Annotated in this window: 11 protein-coding genes and 2 pseudogenes; 1 reads left to right on the top strand and 12 read right to left on the bottom strand. The window is 39.9% G+C overall.

All coding sequences use genetic code 11. The features are described 5' to 3' along the window. Positions 1 to 426: 426 nt before the first annotated feature. The 12 genes and pseudogenes from hflX to V7K85_RS24915 all read right to left on the bottom strand — a co-directional run bounded on the left by hflX (position 427) and on the right by V7K85_RS24915 (position 13,751). Complete coding sequence (gene hflX / locus V7K85_RS24970; RefSeq protein ID WP_334817833.1) at positions 427 to 2,172, bottom strand: GTPase HflX; 1,746 nt, start codon at positions 2,170 to 2,172, stop codon at positions 427 to 429. A gap of 238 nt (positions 2,173 to 2,410) precedes the next feature. Next, the gene (locus tag V7K85_RS24965; RefSeq protein ID WP_334817573.1) at positions 2,411 to 4,636 is read right to left on the bottom strand and encodes a Z1 domain-containing protein; all 2,226 of its coding nucleotides are present in this window, start codon (positions 4,634 to 4,636) and stop codon (positions 2,411 to 2,413) included. Then, positions 4,629 to 5,108 (bottom strand): hypothetical protein, encoded by a 480-nt coding sequence (locus V7K85_RS24960; RefSeq protein WP_334817571.1) that lies wholly within the window; start codon positions 5,106 to 5,108, stop codon positions 4,629 to 4,631. The genes V7K85_RS24965 and V7K85_RS24960 overlap by 8 nt, the downstream gene beginning before the upstream one ends. A 93-nt stretch (positions 5,109 to 5,201) precedes the next feature. Then, on the bottom strand, positions 5,202 to 6,173 hold the full coding sequence (cofG, locus tag V7K85_RS24955; RefSeq protein WP_334817569.1) for a 7,8-didemethyl-8-hydroxy-5-deazariboflavin synthase subunit CofG: 972 nt from the start codon (positions 6,171 to 6,173) through the stop codon (positions 5,202 to 5,204). Positions 6,174 to 6,473: 300 nt separating this feature from the next. Further along, on the bottom strand, positions 6,474 to 7,235 hold the full coding sequence (crtW, locus tag V7K85_RS24950; RefSeq protein WP_334817566.1) for a beta-carotene ketolase CrtW: 762 nt from the start codon (positions 7,233 to 7,235) through the stop codon (positions 6,474 to 6,476). Positions 7,236 to 7,578: 343 nt separating this feature from the next. Then, a pseudogene (locus tag V7K85_RS24945) lies at positions 7,579 to 7,712 on the bottom strand (chlorophyll a/b-binding protein). A 450-nt stretch (positions 7,713 to 8,162) separates the two neighbouring features. Beyond that, positions 8,163 to 8,609 (bottom strand): SRPBCC family protein, encoded by a 447-nt coding sequence (locus V7K85_RS24940; RefSeq protein ID WP_334817564.1) that lies wholly within the window; start codon positions 8,607 to 8,609, stop codon positions 8,163 to 8,165. A gap of 19 nt (positions 8,610 to 8,628) precedes the next feature. After that, positions 8,629 to 8,817 (bottom strand): CPXCG motif-containing cysteine-rich protein, encoded by a 189-nt coding sequence (locus tag V7K85_RS24935; RefSeq protein ID WP_190728608.1) that lies wholly within the window; start codon positions 8,815 to 8,817, stop codon positions 8,629 to 8,631. Positions 8,818 to 8,828: 11 nt separating this feature from the next. Continuing rightward, the gene (locus V7K85_RS24930) at positions 8,829 to 10,475 is read right to left on the bottom strand and encodes a B12-binding domain-containing radical SAM protein (protein WP_334817561.1); all 1,647 of its coding nucleotides are present in this window, start codon (positions 10,473 to 10,475) and stop codon (positions 8,829 to 8,831) included. A 128-nt stretch (positions 10,476 to 10,603) separates the two neighbouring features. Beyond that, entirely contained in the window at positions 10,604 to 10,801 is a 198-nt protein-coding gene (locus V7K85_RS24925; RefSeq protein ID WP_334817830.1) for a SemiSWEET transporter, read from the bottom strand. A 249-nt stretch (positions 10,802 to 11,050) separates the two neighbouring features. Then, positions 11,051 to 11,933 (bottom strand): annotated as a pseudogene (locus tag V7K85_RS24920) (hypothetical protein). A gap of 27 nt (positions 11,934 to 11,960) precedes the next feature. After that, a complete protein-coding gene (locus V7K85_RS24915) occupies positions 11,961 to 13,751 on the bottom strand; it encodes a hypothetical protein (protein WP_334817559.1) in 1,791 nt (596 codons plus the stop codon). Positions 13,752 to 14,027: 276 nt separating this feature from the next. On the opposite strand from V7K85_RS24915, the gene V7K85_RS24910 reads away from it, so the two are divergent. Continuing rightward, positions 14,028 to 15,848 carry a tetratricopeptide repeat protein gene (locus V7K85_RS24910; protein WP_334817557.1) on the top strand — a complete coding sequence of 607 codons (1,821 nt, stop codon included), beginning with the start codon at positions 14,028 to 14,030 and terminating at the stop codon, positions 15,846 to 15,848. Positions 15,849 to 15,905: the final 57 nt, after the last annotated feature.

Genomic DNA, 15,905 nt, shown 5'->3' with positions numbered 1-15,905 from the left:
TATTTACATGTTTATTAAAAATTTAATTTAGGAGGTCAAAGTTGTAACTTTCTAGGTATGTATCTACGAAAGAGTAATTACACGGAGTAACTATATTTGGAATATTCCACTAAAAAACTGGACTATTAAATGAACTATTTTCTAATTTAAAAATATCTTTAATAAAATATAATTGAATTTATTTCATACTTTGTGGTATCGCAGGAGTGCGATCGCAAGCACACAGAAGGAGTCTATAAAGGTATACAGTTTTGATCACAATCGCTCAAACTAGTACGGTAAAAGCTTTTTCAGTATATTTAGTCTATTTGTATGGGTAACTTCAGCTTAGTGGAGTAGAAATATTCTTTATCTTTAAATAGCAAATGCCGTAGTCAATAGAACTACGGCATTTTTAACTGAAATACAAAACTTTAATTTCAGTATTTACCCACAGTCAACGGCATATTCAATTAGCTGGGCAAGGCGGTGACGTAGGGTTTCTAATCCCAAGCGCTGACTCGCAGAAATAAACACTGCTAAGGGAAATTCTTCCCTAGCTAGAGCCAGTGTCTCACTATCGGCTTGATCAATCTTGTTAAAAACAACCAGCGCCGGGCCAGGAGTTATTGGCATTTGCGCCAGGATTTCCCTAACTGAGCGAATATGACGCAACCAAGCCGGGTGAGACAAATCCACCAAATGTAGTAGGGCATCGGCTTCTGTGACTTCCTCCAAGGTGGCGCGGAAGGCATCCATTAACGATGCAGGCAGTTCGTGTATAAACCCTACTGTATCTGTAATCAGAATTTCCTGATGTTCATCAGCTTCGCCATGAGGAATTACCAGACGGCGCGTGGTGGGATCGAGAGTAGCAAATAGCTGGTCGGCTGTATAAACTTCTGCATTTGTAAGAGCATTCAGCAAAGTGGACTTCCCAGCGTTGGTATATCCAACCAAAGCCACTGAGGGAACTTCCCGATGCTGCCGTCGCTGCCGTAACCGCGAACGATGAGCCTGCAACTGATCGACTTCTTTTTGCAGTCGGGAAATGCGCTGCCCAATGGCACGGCGTTCAGTTTCCAGTTTTGTTTCACCAGGGCCACGAGTCCCAATACCACCACCTAATCGGGACATGGTGCGGCCTCTACCAGCCAGTCGCGGCTGCATGTATTCTAGCTGTGCTAATTCTACTTGCAATTTACCAGCACGGGACTGAGCGCGTTGGGCAAAGATATCTAAAATAACTTCGGTGCGGTCAACCACCCGGATACCAATTTGCATTTCTAAGTTACGGACTTGGGAGGGTGAGAGGTCGCGGTCGAAGACGACGAGATTGACTCCTAGTGTTTGGGCAGTTAGGGCAATTTCTTGCACCTTACCTTCGCCAACTACTGTCTGGGGATGAATGCGCGATCGCTTTTGTTGTATTGTCTGCAATACATCTCCCCCAGCGGTATCAACTAAACGTGCCAATTCCACTAGGGTATCCTGGAATTGTAGGGGAGTCACCTCACTGGTCATTAGCCCCACAATCAGCACGCGATCGTGGTCAGCATCTACTTCCTGGGCGACAAATTCCCGCTGGAATTCTGCTTCCAGATTTTCTACCAAATCTACTAAATCCTGGTCTGCCAGATCATCCAAGTCCAGAGGTGGCGATATATTCCAACTTGGAGATTGGATTTGGCTCTCCTCTATTTTGAGAGCAGCAGGACTAGTAATCAGGGTGCGAGATTCTTGGGGTGTCAGATGAGCTAGATAAGCTTCTTTGACGTACCCAGTCGAACCGCCTCCCCGCCGTGTAAATCCTGTTCCAGTAATGTTTAGGACAACTAGGGCATCTAAGCGTTGCAGTGCCATAGCCGTGAGCGCCGCCTCATTTGGCGGTTCTGGCTTCAGATGTGTGGCAATACAACGAATACCGCTGAGTCGTTCTGCACCATAACGGGGCAATTCCAGTGGTGGTATTTGCGTTTGACGCGGTGTGCCTACGCCGACGCGAATCACTTGTCCACGACGGTTGATATAGGCGCACACAGGCTGATTGACTTCTGTGCTAATTGCTGCCAGACGCTGGGAAAACTCAGGCGTGGTGATGCGATCGCCTGGTATGCGCTGGTGATACAGCCGCTGTAGTTGCTTCAGCTGGCTGGACTTCAGACCTTGGAGATTTCCAAAAATAGTTTCTATAGGCGTTTATGACCAGTTAAATGGCCCCCCGAATCCTTATAGGTCTATTTTACAACAGGGTTTCGGCTCCTATCTCTCTCCTTTGAGGGATGCGTTAGTAATTAGTTCACGGTGGGTATTTATTTGAGGCTATTTTGGTGGTACTGGCTTCAGTTGCTACTACAAGTGAGATTGTGAAAGCGATCGGTTATAAAAAAATTGGATTAATTGTGCGATCGCTACATCACGCAGTTATTTTTTAATCTTGCAAGTCTATATCATCTTCTATTTCTTCAGCAGCTTCTGAGTAATTGAACATGAAGACAAATTTGTTTTTAGGTAGGATCAATGTTGGAAGATAAAGCGGTTGATTATCCCAGTAATCTTCTTTTCTACCTTGTTCCAAAATGACAATAAGTGTAGGAATATTAGGATATTCTTGTTTTGCATTATTTACCCATTCAGGACTAGTAAAACCAGAAGTTCCTCTCCATGTTCCTAACCCATCTTTTGCAGGTCTATTTTTTAATCTCAGTCCCTTGCCTTTTGTTTCTTTTCCTCGACGAACATTGAGTCGTCCCTGCTGAATACCTGCCATATTCTTCATTGCCTTGAGTACCTCTTGAACTCGTTTATCCTCCCAAGGATAATTACCAGCAGGGCGACTTGGCATATATGATAAAATCTGTAGTAAAAAGTCAATATTTACTTCATATAACATATCTTCATCGCTATACGGTTCTAAAAGCTTGGTTAAATCCTCTGTATGCTCCTTAATTTCCGAAGCTTTCCAGAGTGGAGCAGGGGGGAAAATAGCTTTCCCAGGTGTAAAAGCATTAATTTCTGCCGGATTTAATACATTAGAATGAGTTGCTTTCAATTTTGACCCTACCCAGACTGGCGTAATCTGAATATTATTAGGATCGTCTCCAATCGCTTGACGCATTCCCTCATCAGCTTCATGAATCGCTCGAAAATCTTCTAAGATATGCTGAGGCAAAAAAAGGCGAGTCACATCAAGTAGTTCCTGACGATAACCAAACATTCGTGCGTGCTGATGCACTGTATCCATCGTTTTTTGCTTGGCATCACGTCCGTAATAAGTAATCATTAATCCCTCAATTGTGACACCTCGCCCAAGTCTGTTACCCCCTATAATAATGTTCATTCCTGAGCTATATTTTAGTCCTTTATCTGGATTACTCGCATCAATAACCTTTGGGATAGCATTCCGTAGCTCATGCTCTAGCTCTATAACTAAATCATTTAGTGGTGGGAGATTTTTTGCTGTTTCACTTAACTCTGTATAGGCTTGATTCAGCCACTTCATTGCTTCTTCACGTTTTGCAGCAGATAGTTTTCCTCGAAGCGCCTTATCAAGCTCCGCAATAAAGCCGCGAATGACCTTTTCCAAAGTGCTATGAGTGATACGTTTGTGGTCAATATGAGCCAGGAAAGAGTATTTAGCTTCTGAATTTTTTGCAGATTCTATTTTATATATTGAACCTAAGAAGAAACAGCATAGAGATAGCCTTAATCCGGGAGGTATATCCCAATTATTGCCAGGGTTTATCTTGCCTCCCTGTTTTTTTAATTGATCTAGCTCTTCTAAATCAATTTTTGTACAGCAATATTTGCTATTGTCTGAAAAAAATAAATTTCCTCCAATATAACTATTACCAGGTTGAGGGAGAGCAGCACAGAAAACTGGTTTACAGGGATGATTAATATTTTGTAATAGAAGACTTTGAGGAGTTGCAGTAATCTGCAAATATATATGATTCGCTACCTCTTTACGAATATTGCCAATTTTTTCAAAAATTGCACTATCTGGAACTGTCTCCTTACCTTTTTTAGCCTGTTTTGCTTCGTTAGTATTTGGGCTAGCATTATCAGCTTCATCATCAAATATGAGAGTAGGCACACTACTGGCTTTAGAATACTTAAGAACTTTCAACAAGTTATCTAGATGACTTTTATTCTTTGTAGATACTAAGACAACACCAGTATCTTTCATATAATCAAGTAATTGATTAGTTGCAAAGTCTTCTGGATCATTTCTCCATTCTTTCCAATTACAAATACGAGGCCCACCTTTAAGTTGCTCGGCAAAACGATCAGCAGTTTGTTCGCCTAGACAGGTATTATCAGAAGTCAACACAATGAAACAACGGAAATGATTAGCCTGAGCAAGTGCCAGTGTAGCAATGGTAGTATTGGTCTTACCGCTTTGGACTTTGCCATAAATTAATCCGGTAGTACCATCAGCTATTTTTCCCTTGTGAGGCTGACTAACAATACCTGTACCTGTAGCACCAACATCACCAGAACCAAAAGTTGTGGAGTAGACATCAACGCAATTTTGGACTACCTCAACAGCAGTTTGTTTTAATTGCTCTGCTGCTGTATCCCCAATTTTGCTTTTAACTTTGTCAATAACCTTATTAATACAATATCCATCTGTTACGATATCTATCTTACTCATCAGTATTGTCCTGGTTGGAAAAAAGTACACGAGGCCAGTCATTTTGAGGCACTGTCTGATCCAGATGCTGCCTACCTGGGCCACTAACATGATAACTACCATGTGTTTTTCGAGACACAGATATATGTTGGCCAGCAATGCTAATATCTTTGTCCAATATACTCCAAAGCCTTTCTTGAGCAATGCAACAGATACCGTCTTTATGACAGATAAATGCCAAAAATACTGAAATACTACGATATTTATTATGTAGAGTATCTAAGGCTAATTCTTCTTGACTACTGAAGGTAAAAGACCATGCAGATTTGGGCTTTTTAGAAACCTTAAAAAGAATAGCCGATTTCCTGCTCTCAGTTTCAACTTGATAAATGGATGAATGTATTGAAGATGCGTGAGTTATTGTGAGGCGTTCTCCATGATCAATTAGCCGCAAAAACGCAGCACCATGAAGGAATTCCTGATCATTGATCATCGTCAAATCTGGGCAAAGTCAAGGGAGATGTATACGTTCTAGTTAATCAGTAGTAAGGTAATCGCTCTTGGTTAGCGATCGCACTATGATCTGTTAAACCAATAACATAGCATTCCGCGATCGCTTCACTGCTGTTTGTAATTCTTCTGACAACCAGTTATCAAATTGTGGATAAACTGGTAAACGCGCCATCAACTCCCACCCCGCAGGCTGTAAAATTTCTCTTAATACCTGTTCCTGTATATGAGGATAATCGGGATTCACCTCATCTTTTGGCCCTATTCCACCCAAATCTCGCGCACCAGCTTCAATACAAGCAAGTAACCATCGGTCATCTTTAACTAAATTCGGCGGAATTTGAATAGTAATATCTGGTGGTAAAATCTGACGCGCCCTGAAAATGACTTCTGGTAACTGATGGGGGTCAAAAGGTAGTGCATCAAAAGTTTGCTGATGTCCTGGACTATGAGGTTGCAGGATAACTTCTTGAATATGGTGATAACGTTGATGCAGTTGAGATATAGCTGTTAATGTTTCCCACCAATCATCAACTGTTTCCCCAATTCCCAACAGTAAACCAGTTGTAAAGGGAATCTGCAACTCTCCCGCCCATTGCAATTGCTGTAAACGAACTTCTGGTAATTTACTCGGTGCGTGTCGATGTACACTATTTAACAATGTTGGCGTTAACTGTTCCAACATCAGCCCCATCGAAACATTCACACGCTTGAGCTTTTGCATTTCTTCAAAACTCAGTGGCCCGGCGTTTGTATGAGGTAAAAACCCCATTGAAAGCGCTAATTCACACAAATCATAAATCCGTTCAAACCACGCCTGACGCTTTGGCGAATGAGGATGTACTTCACCGCTAAGTATGAGAATTTCACAGACTTTTTCGCTTTGAAGTAGTTTTAAAATACTGTCTGCATCTGAAAGACTCATCCAGGGACTTTTACCTGGTTCGCTGCGAAAGTTGCAGTAACTACAGCGATTAAAGCACTCGTAAGTAGGAACGATTGTATAAGCAGGGCTATAAGTAACAAGACGAGAATTATTAATTGGCATAAGCAGGATAATCTAAAAGAATGCCTTGCTCAAACTATATAGATTACCGTGTGACCAAATAATTACTAATTCGTAATACTCGCCTCCGGCGAGAAGCAAGCTACGTAATTCGTAATTAAAGGTACAAACCCCTGGCTTTAGTTATGGAGACAAATAATTTTATTCCTTATTTCAAAGCAAGCGACTTTAGTCATAAGGTAATAATTACGAATTACGTTAGCGCAGCGTCTCGTAGAGAGCGTCATTATAAATTACGAATTATTTTGACTCTTGTTGCCATGATATCAGATAAACTAATAACTATTTTGCTTTGTAAATTTCTGGTAGTTGCCACCAAGAAAGATGAGGATATTCGTGATGTTCTTCATGATAGCCAAAATGATAGCAGGTGATAAATGACCACCAAATTGGACGGGGAATCGTTTGGGCACAATGAGGCTGAATATAACCTCCTATGGGTTCGCTATGGGGTAAAAAAGTACCAAAATAAAATAATTGGAATGAACTTAAAAGCGAGGGAATTACCCAAAAGGTTATTAGATTAGTATGAGGTATATGAAGGATGTGATTAGCAAATTGATAGATAATAGTTAGAGCAATTATTTGTCCCCAACTCCAGTAACCCTTCATAAAATGAAAATACCAAGCAAAGAAATTTTTGTGTTTCCCATTATGAAAATCTGGGTCTATTTCACTTGCTGGATTGTGGTGATGCACCCAATGTTTTTGCAATAATTTTTTATAGGGTAAAAGACCATAAAGAGATAGAGTTAATGTCCCCATAAGATGATTAATCTTAGTATTCTGGGGAAACACTACCCCATGCATGGCATCATGAGATGTAATAAATAATCCCGTATATAAAAATGTTTGCCATAGTACAATAGGCAATAATATCCACAATTTTAGCTTGGAGATGTCAAGGGAAAGTAATAAACTCAGGCTAATGCTCCATACGCTTAGAATGACAATAGCAATGAAAAGTCCCTTAAACTGAGATTTACTTTTCACTACTGAGGTCAGTTTTGTTTGATGACTGGGTGGTTGTTCTAATTGAATCACGCTTTTACTCCGCCTAGTATTCAGGTGATAATTCCTAAAATATAGTCACCACAAAAAGTACTAACCACCAGCCATAAAACTCTTTTAGTGGTCAGTGTTTAGCATTGGACAGTGCCAATACTTGAAAATGTTTAAAAATATTAAGATACCTTAAATATTATTACACATCCAAGTCGATACCAACAAGTATTTTCGGTTGAGAGGTTGCGATACCTAAATAATAATACTGATAATTTTAGTATTTATAAAAACTAATTTTTTTAATCTAGTAGTTGCTAAACAGCCGAAGCTGGCGAAAAGCACGGTAACATCATTAGCGGGAATAGGGTATCAAGTTGAGTAATTACCGTATTACGCTGTAGCCGTTGAGATCCCAAAGTAAGTAAGCGAGAAAACCGACCATAGCTAAACGACCGTTCCAAAGTTCAAACTCAGGAGTAAATCCCAATCCTTGACATTATATGCGTTTTCTGTTATGTCATTTGGCTAAAGTCCCATTGTTGATTTTCTTGAAGAATTAAATTACAGCGTATTTCAGATAAATGAAGTACACGGGTAGGGGCACAACATGTTGTGCCCCTACGATTATCTGTACCTCACCTTGGCGTAGTCTCTCGTAGAGAAGTTGCAATCTGCTGTATATTTTTCATCCTATTTAACCAATAAATTAGAGCTATCTGTCTGTAGTACTAAAGTGTAAACAGGTCTAAAGGATGAGATTTTTGAGATTGTCAGGAAATACTTTGAAAATGGTTGGTTCGGCGAATTTCTCCCAGGCTTTGTATCGGTTATTTCCTAGTTTGATAAAGTGGGTTTCGCTGCAAGGTTTGAATAATCAGGATAATTAATTTTTGCCAGATAGGTTAAAGGGCTGAAGCCGCTTACAAAAAGTGAATCATCCTGAAAAAAGGAAGGATTATTGGCTTGTCAGGACTCGCACTCCCGTTTAGTCACATAGTGCCGATAGCGAAACATTGCTTCTAGTTGCACTTGCACTAACCAACCACTGACCAATTCAACTGTTCCTCCACCAGGCATAGAGAAGGAGATAGCATCAGTCAGCCTAGTTTTGCCATCTTCTGGTTCAAATTCATGTCGATGTACCCAAGATTCAAAAGGGCCAGATATCTGTTCGTCGGTAAACAGGCGATATTTTTCACATTCAGTATGACGCGCTAACCAAGTTAAGGGTAATGGGCCCAGAAATAGGCGAAATTCTGTGATAGCGCCCACGTTCAGCCCCCCCTCACGACGAACCACTTGGACTGGCTGCCAAGGTGGATTCAGCAGTTGCAAAATATCTGGCCTTTCGTGAAATTTCCAAACTACTTCTGGTGGGACATTAATTACTGAGGAATGTTTAAAGTGCAGCATGGAAAGAAAAACCTAAAATTCAACTTTCGGATTCGGTATCAATCTCGATATCTAGAGTATCTTCATCAACCCGGACATACAAAATATTTGGGTTACAGCAAACTTGACAATCTTCAATATAAGATTGTTGTCCTCCAGCACTCAAATCAATAAAAGTTAAATTTGGTTCGCCGCAATAGGCGCAGTAATACTCAGCTGTGTTTTGCATCAAGTTTTCAGCTATGAATTCAATGGCTGTAATTCCTTTGGGGATGGGTTGATATAACTCTTAGCATCAGCCAAATGCTTTAGTAGTGTAGACTGTGGCAGAGGCCCTTGCAAGTGGCTCCAGGGTAATACTTGCTCTGTTGACCACTCGGCGTGGACGTAGAAATCTAAATCGGGGATTTGTCCTTTGAGTTGTTTGAAAGCCCGTTTGTAGCTACCCAAGGAGTCGCCAAAGTCACGAGTAAGTTGGAGGAGTTGGGACACTCTGCGATCGCCTCTCGATAACAAAGCCTGTATAATCGACCAATTATAGCTTTCTGGGCGAAACTCTATCCCCTGCGGTTTTAGCTGTTTTTGCAAAAACTGCAACCGCTTTTCTGCTTGGCGATTCACCCCAAACCATTGAAATGGTGTGTGTGCTTTAGGTACAAAGGTGCTGCATCCAAATGTTAAGCGCAATCCCGGTGCAGCTTTCTTGATACTACGCATCATCGCCACGGTTTGCTCTAAATCCTCTGGTTCCTCACCAGGAATTCCTGCCATTCCGTAGAGTTTCAAGCTTTTCAATCCACCAGCTTTGGCATTTACCGCTGCTTGGATGATTTCGTCGTTATGCAGCTTTTTGTTGATGATTTGCCGGATTTTCTCGGAACCACTTTCTACAGCAATGGTAAGCGATCGCGTGTCTCGTTTCGTCAAAGTTTCTGCTAACTGCACTGTTACGGTATTGGTTCGCACAGAAGCAATACTGAGACGGACATCATCGTACTTTGGCTGACTAATATAATCTAGCAAAGTCTCAAATTCTGGATGTTGAGTTACTGAAGCCCCCAATAATCCTAGCCGATTTGTAACTTCTAAACCTTTTGCGATCGCTGGAATTAATGAACCTTCAAGACTGGCTGTCCTAAAAGGCAGTGTGAGATAACTCGCCAAACAAAAGCGGCACATTTCTGGACAACTTCTCACTACTTCCACCATGTAAATATTTTCCCATGCGGCTTTTTCGGTGACTACAGTCGAAGCTGATAGAGTATTTCCGCGATAAGTCTGCTTTTGCACCACTGCGGGAATTTCAGGAGAAATTGGTTGAATTGACTTGACTGCACCATCTCTTGTGTGATATTCGACTTCATACAAACTAGGAATATAAATTCCTGGGACTTGTGCAAGTCTTTTTAGTTGAGTTTGTCTAGAAGCATTTCTTACTTCTTTGTACGCTTCAATGAAATTCCCTAACAGGTTTTCGCCATCCCCCAGTAAAATTACATCAAAAAAATCTGCAAAAGGTTCGGGATTAGCTGTGAGAACTGGCCCACCACCAAAAATTATTGGATGAGAATCATCGCGAGAAGTTGCCAAAATGGGAATTTCTAAAGATTCCAGCAAATTTAAAATATTCACATAATCCAGTTCCCAGGAAATCGAAAATCCCACAATTTCCGGTGTTCTGGGGAGTTGTTCGTGAGTATCTGTAAACAGGCGACTCACCTGCACATCATCACGCATTGCCAAAGTTGCCCAAACTACCTGATAGCCGAGGCTAGTGATACCTACGCTGTACTCATTAGGAAAGGCGAAGATTATGGGGATAGCGTTGGTATCTGGGGTGGTGGGGGTGAAAAGGAGGCGTTCAGAGTCAAATACAGATGATGTCACAGGTGTTTTTTAGGAAGGTTTGAATAATGTAGTCTCATAGAATTCACGCTTACAGAAGCAAAACTCACCTTTATGGGTTTCATTTGAGTCTAGGGAGGCGGACGATAGTTTGTGTACTTAGGTCTTCTTTATCTATATTTAATTTTAAGCCATAGAATTATCAAGTTAAAAAATAATGTCACACTATTAGCAAGAATAATTGGTAAGGATTGTAGATATATTCCATAAATTAACCATAAAAAAACACCAGTAATGAATGTAATCAGCGCAATCAAAGAAACATCTTTAGCCGATTTTGTTTGCCAAGTTTTAAACATCTGTGGCAAAAATGCAGTGGTGGTTAGTGTAGCAGCTGCTAATCCGAGAATTGTCAGAAAATCCATTTATACAAACCTATAAAATAATTTTTTTTGGTTAAAAATTTAGAAACCAATTTTTATAATACTGGATTAATGTCTTCACCTTTGCCTGTTAACACGAGGTAGAAAGTGAATAAAACAAAAAGGGTAGATAGTTTAACTTTTTTCATTCTTTTTTAAGCTTTATTTTAATCATTAAAAGATATGTTATTAACACTAGTAAAACCGATTAATTAATTCTTCACGGGATAACTGCAATAGTAAAGGCGTAAACTCTTCTGGTGGTAAAGCTAATAAAGGTTCAATAATTTCTTGAAGCTCATTATCTATTTCACCAAAACGAACTTTCAGCAAGTTTTCCACCACCAAGCGTTCTCCCTGCTGAATTCCTTGTTGTTTAGCCTGTTCTCGGTCTTATTGGTAAAGTGGTGCTAATCGCATAAGTAATTCCCTATCTTCCTCATCTTGATTTTGAGTAACTTGTAAGTTTTGTTGCAAGTTGTATAGCAATTCTAACGCTGCTTTTCGGAATGGATTATCAGGAGTAAGTGCTTCTAGTTCGTCAATTGCTTGCTTTTTGAACATTTCCTTTACCGATGATTCTCAGCCACAAGGTTTCTGAGATAGAAGGCAACTGATGAATTGCTACTATTGCAGTACGTAAATATTCTGACATAAAGTGTATTCCAGGCAGGTAGTCATCTTTTGGGTTAGCACCAAATCCTGATAATAGTTGCGCTGAAGCTGTGGGGGTAAAAATCCATAATTTTGGTAAATCAGATTCTAGAATGCGTGTTTTATTTCGATTGGCTTGTCGTTGTAAATCGCCACGTACCTCTAATAATTTTAATAGACAATCGCAAATTTCTGTAGCTGACGCTGCGTTACGAAAGGGTTCAAATAGAGAAGGGGTAGAGACAAGTTGACCTAATAATCCGAGTGTTTGTGGTATGTTACTTGGTTGTGGTTTAGGGATGAAATAAACGTCAATTTGTCTAACTTCTCCTGCAACTCGTCTAGCTGCTTGGACTTCGCCGTAAGGAGTGAGTAATTGTTCGAGGTAGTCTTTGGCAAATTGGTCGTGAATAAATCTGGTCATGTTGGTAGTTTGGTGATGCAAGCCAGTTTATTTACCATTATCTTGCGACTTTTTGAGATAAGACTTAGCCCAAGAGTAGCGTTGTGAATCTTTTTTTAGTAAATATTCTGCTGCTTCATGTCGTTTCTTCTCATCTTTTGTACTCCTGATTACTCGTTTTATTTCAGCATCTATATCTTTAGTTTCAGCCCCACGCTGAATCGCTTGTTCAAACCAATAATTACCTTGCTCATAGTTATATTTGTCATAACATATAGCACCCATTAAGGTGTAAGGTTGATGACTATCAGGCTGATACTCCATAGCTTTCTTCGCACAACCTTCCGCATCATCTAATTTATCCACATCTCTAAATGCTGCTCCTCTAGTGACTAAAATAGCTGATTTGAGATTACTATCGTTGACTCTATTTAAGTCCAAGTTAGTAAGCTTTAAAGCCTGTTCAGGTTCATTTGCTTTGCGCCAATAACCGCTAGCTGTGGGGATATTCCACTTGTGTCCAGTACGGCCAAGTTCTTGTTCATAAAACTCTGCTTCTAGTTTGTAATAGGCTAGAGCAATTTTTCCATCATTAGATAATAGTCCCTCTTCCATAAGCTGAAAAACAAACTTAGGATCTAACCGTTCTTTTTTCTCTAGTTTGATCATGATCGCGTAAAATGGCTTTAGCGGAAGTAAAGGATCTACCAATCCATATTTTCTTTTGAGCGCAGCAAAGTGCTTGTGTTGGGCTAAAATAATAATGTCTTCATATTCATTATTTCTTAGCCAGTCAATTTCTAAATCGCTCATAACCATTAATGACATTATCTTTGACTTCAAAATAGAAGCATATTTATCATTAGCAATTTCAATGGTTTTAGGCAATTTATAATGTCTTAAAAAATTAATATCTTGCTCATTTAAATAATTTTCTGAATCAAGTTTTTTCAGAATTACATATAAATAATTATCAGATAATAAATCTTCATATTGGCTAGCTTTATACTTTGCCTTCAATGCAATAAATTCTTGTTTCTGTTCGAGTTCCTCAGCAATAGCAATTGTTTCGGTAAGTCCTTGCTGTTCTAGCCAGTAAATTTCTGAATAAATTAATTTTTCGTCTGCATCAATTTTTTGCAGTATTTGATATAGTTGACTTGATAAGGATATGTCTGGATATTGGCTTGCTTGATACTTACTCTTTAGTTGGCTAACTTTAGCTTGTCTTGCAAACTCTTGTTTTTCAAAAATTTCTATAGCTTCAAAAAGTTCATTATTTAACAGCCACTCGTATTCATTATCATTTAAACTTGCTTCTGTGTCTAGCTTTTTTAGTATTCTATACAGTCGGCTATCAGGATGTGAATCTTGATACTTGGTGGCTTGATATTTCTCCTTTAGTTGTGCAAAACGTTTTATATCTTGAGCAATTGTAACTATTTGAATAAGATTATTATCTTGCAATAATTTGATTTCTGAATCAGTCAAACTCTTTTCTGATTCAAGTTTCCAAAGTATCGGATACAAAACACTACCTACTGATGATTCCCAATTTTTGGCAACTTTATACTTAGCTTTAAGATGAGAAAATTCATCTTCTAGTCTTTTTGATTCTCCCATCCTAAATTGTTGTAGCCAGATAATTTCAAGGGTTTCAAAAAGCTCATGTTCTTGTAACCAATTAAATTCTAAGTCAAGGAGTTCAATTCCTATATCAACTTTTCGTAGTATAAGATACAGTAGACTAGCGGGTGATGAATCTTGATATTGAGTTGCTTGATATTTGGACTTTAAAGCAGCAAAATATTTTAACCGATTTTGAGACTCTTTAGCCATATTGATAGTAGATGCGATCGCACTTAGCTAAATGTGTTATCCGCTACTATAGCAATACTAGTAAAAAACGGCGAGTCAGACACCCACCGTTCTTAATTTGTGGTGCTTGCTGCTATTTAAGTCACCTGAAATACGTCGCACTGAGCTGGGCTAACAGAAAATCAGGAATTAAAATCTTAGCAAGAGGCACAATAGTAGCTGAAACGATTTTCAAAACATATCGTTAAAAATCCCGTTGCCTGAAAGCTAGGGAATGTCGAAATCTAAAAAAATTACATGAATGCTGAAGACTTCTTAAATCAAGGATTAAACCACAGTTCGCAAGGGGATTATCAAGGAGCGAACGCAGCTTACACCCAAGCAATCAAGCTCAACCCTAACTATGCTGAAGCTTACCATAATCGAGGAATTATTCTCAATGGTCAACTCAAAGATTATCGCGGTGCGATCGCAGATTTTAATCGCGCCATAGAAATCAATCCTAATTTTGCCACAGCCTACTGTCATCGAGCTAATGCACGTTACTTTTTAGGCGATTATGAAGGAGCGATCGCTGATCATAACCAAGCATTACAAATCGATCCCAATCTCGCCCAATCTTACCACAGTCGGGGTAATGCTTACTTTGCCTTAGAAGACTACGACAAAGCGATCGCTGATTATATCCAAACAATAGAAACTAGTACCCAGTTAGCTGATAATATCAATATTGATATTGCCAATGCCTATCATAATCGGGGTGTAGCCTGTTTTGAAAAGGGTAATCATCAAGGAGCGATTGCCGATTTTCAGCAAGCTTTACAATGGCATCCCCATTTTGCCGCAGCTTACAGCAATCGGGGTAATATTCACCATATCTTAGGAAATTATCACGAAGCGATCGCTGACCACGACCGGGCATTACAATTAGATCCTAACTTGGCGGAGGCTTATCATAACCGAGGTAATGCCCACTACGCTTTAACAGATTATCAAAGTGCGATCGCTTCTTACAACCGCGCCCTAGAAATCAATCCCAGTTTTGCTGGAGCATATTACAATCGGGGTTTGGTTCTTGCTCATCTTAAAGAATATCACCGAGCAATTGAAGATTTTAACCAAGCATTAAAGTTGAATCCTGATGATGTGCAAGCCTATTGTGAGCGGGGTCTTGTCCGTAGTACTCTTGAGGACTATGAGGGTGCGATCGCCGATTATGACCAAGCCTTACAAGAAAATCCGACTCTAGGTTTAGTATACGGCTTTCGGGCGAATGCTCGTCGCCGATTGGGAGACTATCAAGGTGCAATTGAAGATAGCAATCGCCTATTACAACTCAATCCTAGTTTAGCTGAAGGATATTGCGATCGCGCGGCGGCTCGTCGTTCTTTAGGAGATCATAAAGGAGCAATTAAAGATTATGATCGGGCATTAGAGATTAATGATAACTTAGCCGCAGCTTATTATGGTCGGGGGATTGCCCGTGAAGCTCTGCAAGATTTACAGGGAGCAATTGATGATAACACCCAAGCAATAGAGCTTGTTCCGGAATTTTCTCAAGCGTACTGCAATCGAGGAAATGCTCGTCGTCTTTTGGGGGATGAACACGGAGCGATCGCAGATTATAATCAAGCATTAGAAATTAATCCCGATTTAATTGAAGCATATTACAACAGAGGTTCAACCCACTATGCTTTAGAAGAATATGAAGGGGCAATAGAAGATTACACCCAAGCTTTGGAAATTAATCCCCAATCTGCTGCATTTTACAGCGATCGCGCTAATGCTCGCTATGCCCTAGAAGATTATCAAGGGGCAATAGAAGATTACAGTCGGGCAATTGCGATCGACCCCAGCTTTGCAGAAGACTGGTACAATCGGGGTCGTAGCCGTTCTTTATTAAAAGACTTACAAGGAGCGCTTGCAGACTTAAACCAAGCTTTACAGCGTCAGCCTAATTGGGCTTCAGCTTACATCCTTCGGGCAGATGTCTACCAAAATCTGGGAGACTCTCAAGGAGCAATTGGCGATTTCCAGAAATCCGCAGACTTGTATTACCAAGAAGGAAATATCCAGTATTACCAACAAATTATTGAGCTAATTGAACAGCTTCAATGAAGATATTGGACATTGGGCATCAGTTCCGTGTCACGCTGGAATATAGCGCTTCTCGTT

The sequence above is a fragment of the Nostoc sp. genome (genome assembly GCF_036917615.1).
GTDB lineage: Bacteria > Cyanobacteriota > Cyanobacteriia > Cyanobacteriales > Nostocaceae > Nostoc.
This window is presented reverse-complemented; position numbering and strand designations above follow the sequence as displayed.

Coding starts and splice junctions, on each gene's coding strand:
- V7K85_RS24935 (WP_190728608.1), bottom strand. CDS start 8,817: ATGCAAAACACAGCTGAGTATTACTGCGCCTATTGCGGCGAACCAAAT.
- V7K85_RS24910 (WP_334817557.1), top strand. CDS start 14,028: ATGAATGCTGAAGACTTCTTAAATCAAGGATTAAACCACAGTTCGCAA.
- V7K85_RS24960 (WP_334817571.1), bottom strand. CDS start 5,108: ATGATCAATGATCAGGAATTCCTTCATGGTGCTGCGTTTTTGCGGCTA.
- V7K85_RS24915 (WP_334817559.1), bottom strand. CDS start 13,751: ATGGCTAAAGAGTCTCAAAATCGGTTAAAATATTTTGCTGCTTTAAAG.
- V7K85_RS24940 (WP_334817564.1), bottom strand. CDS start 8,609: ATGCTGCACTTTAAACATTCCTCAGTAATTAATGTCCCACCAGAAGTA.
- cofG (WP_334817569.1), bottom strand. CDS start 6,173: ATGCCAATTAATAATTCTCGTCTTGTTACTTATAGCCCTGCTTATACA.
- V7K85_RS24965 (WP_334817573.1), bottom strand. CDS start 4,636: ATGAGTAAGATAGATATCGTAACAGATGGATATTGTATTAATAAGGTT.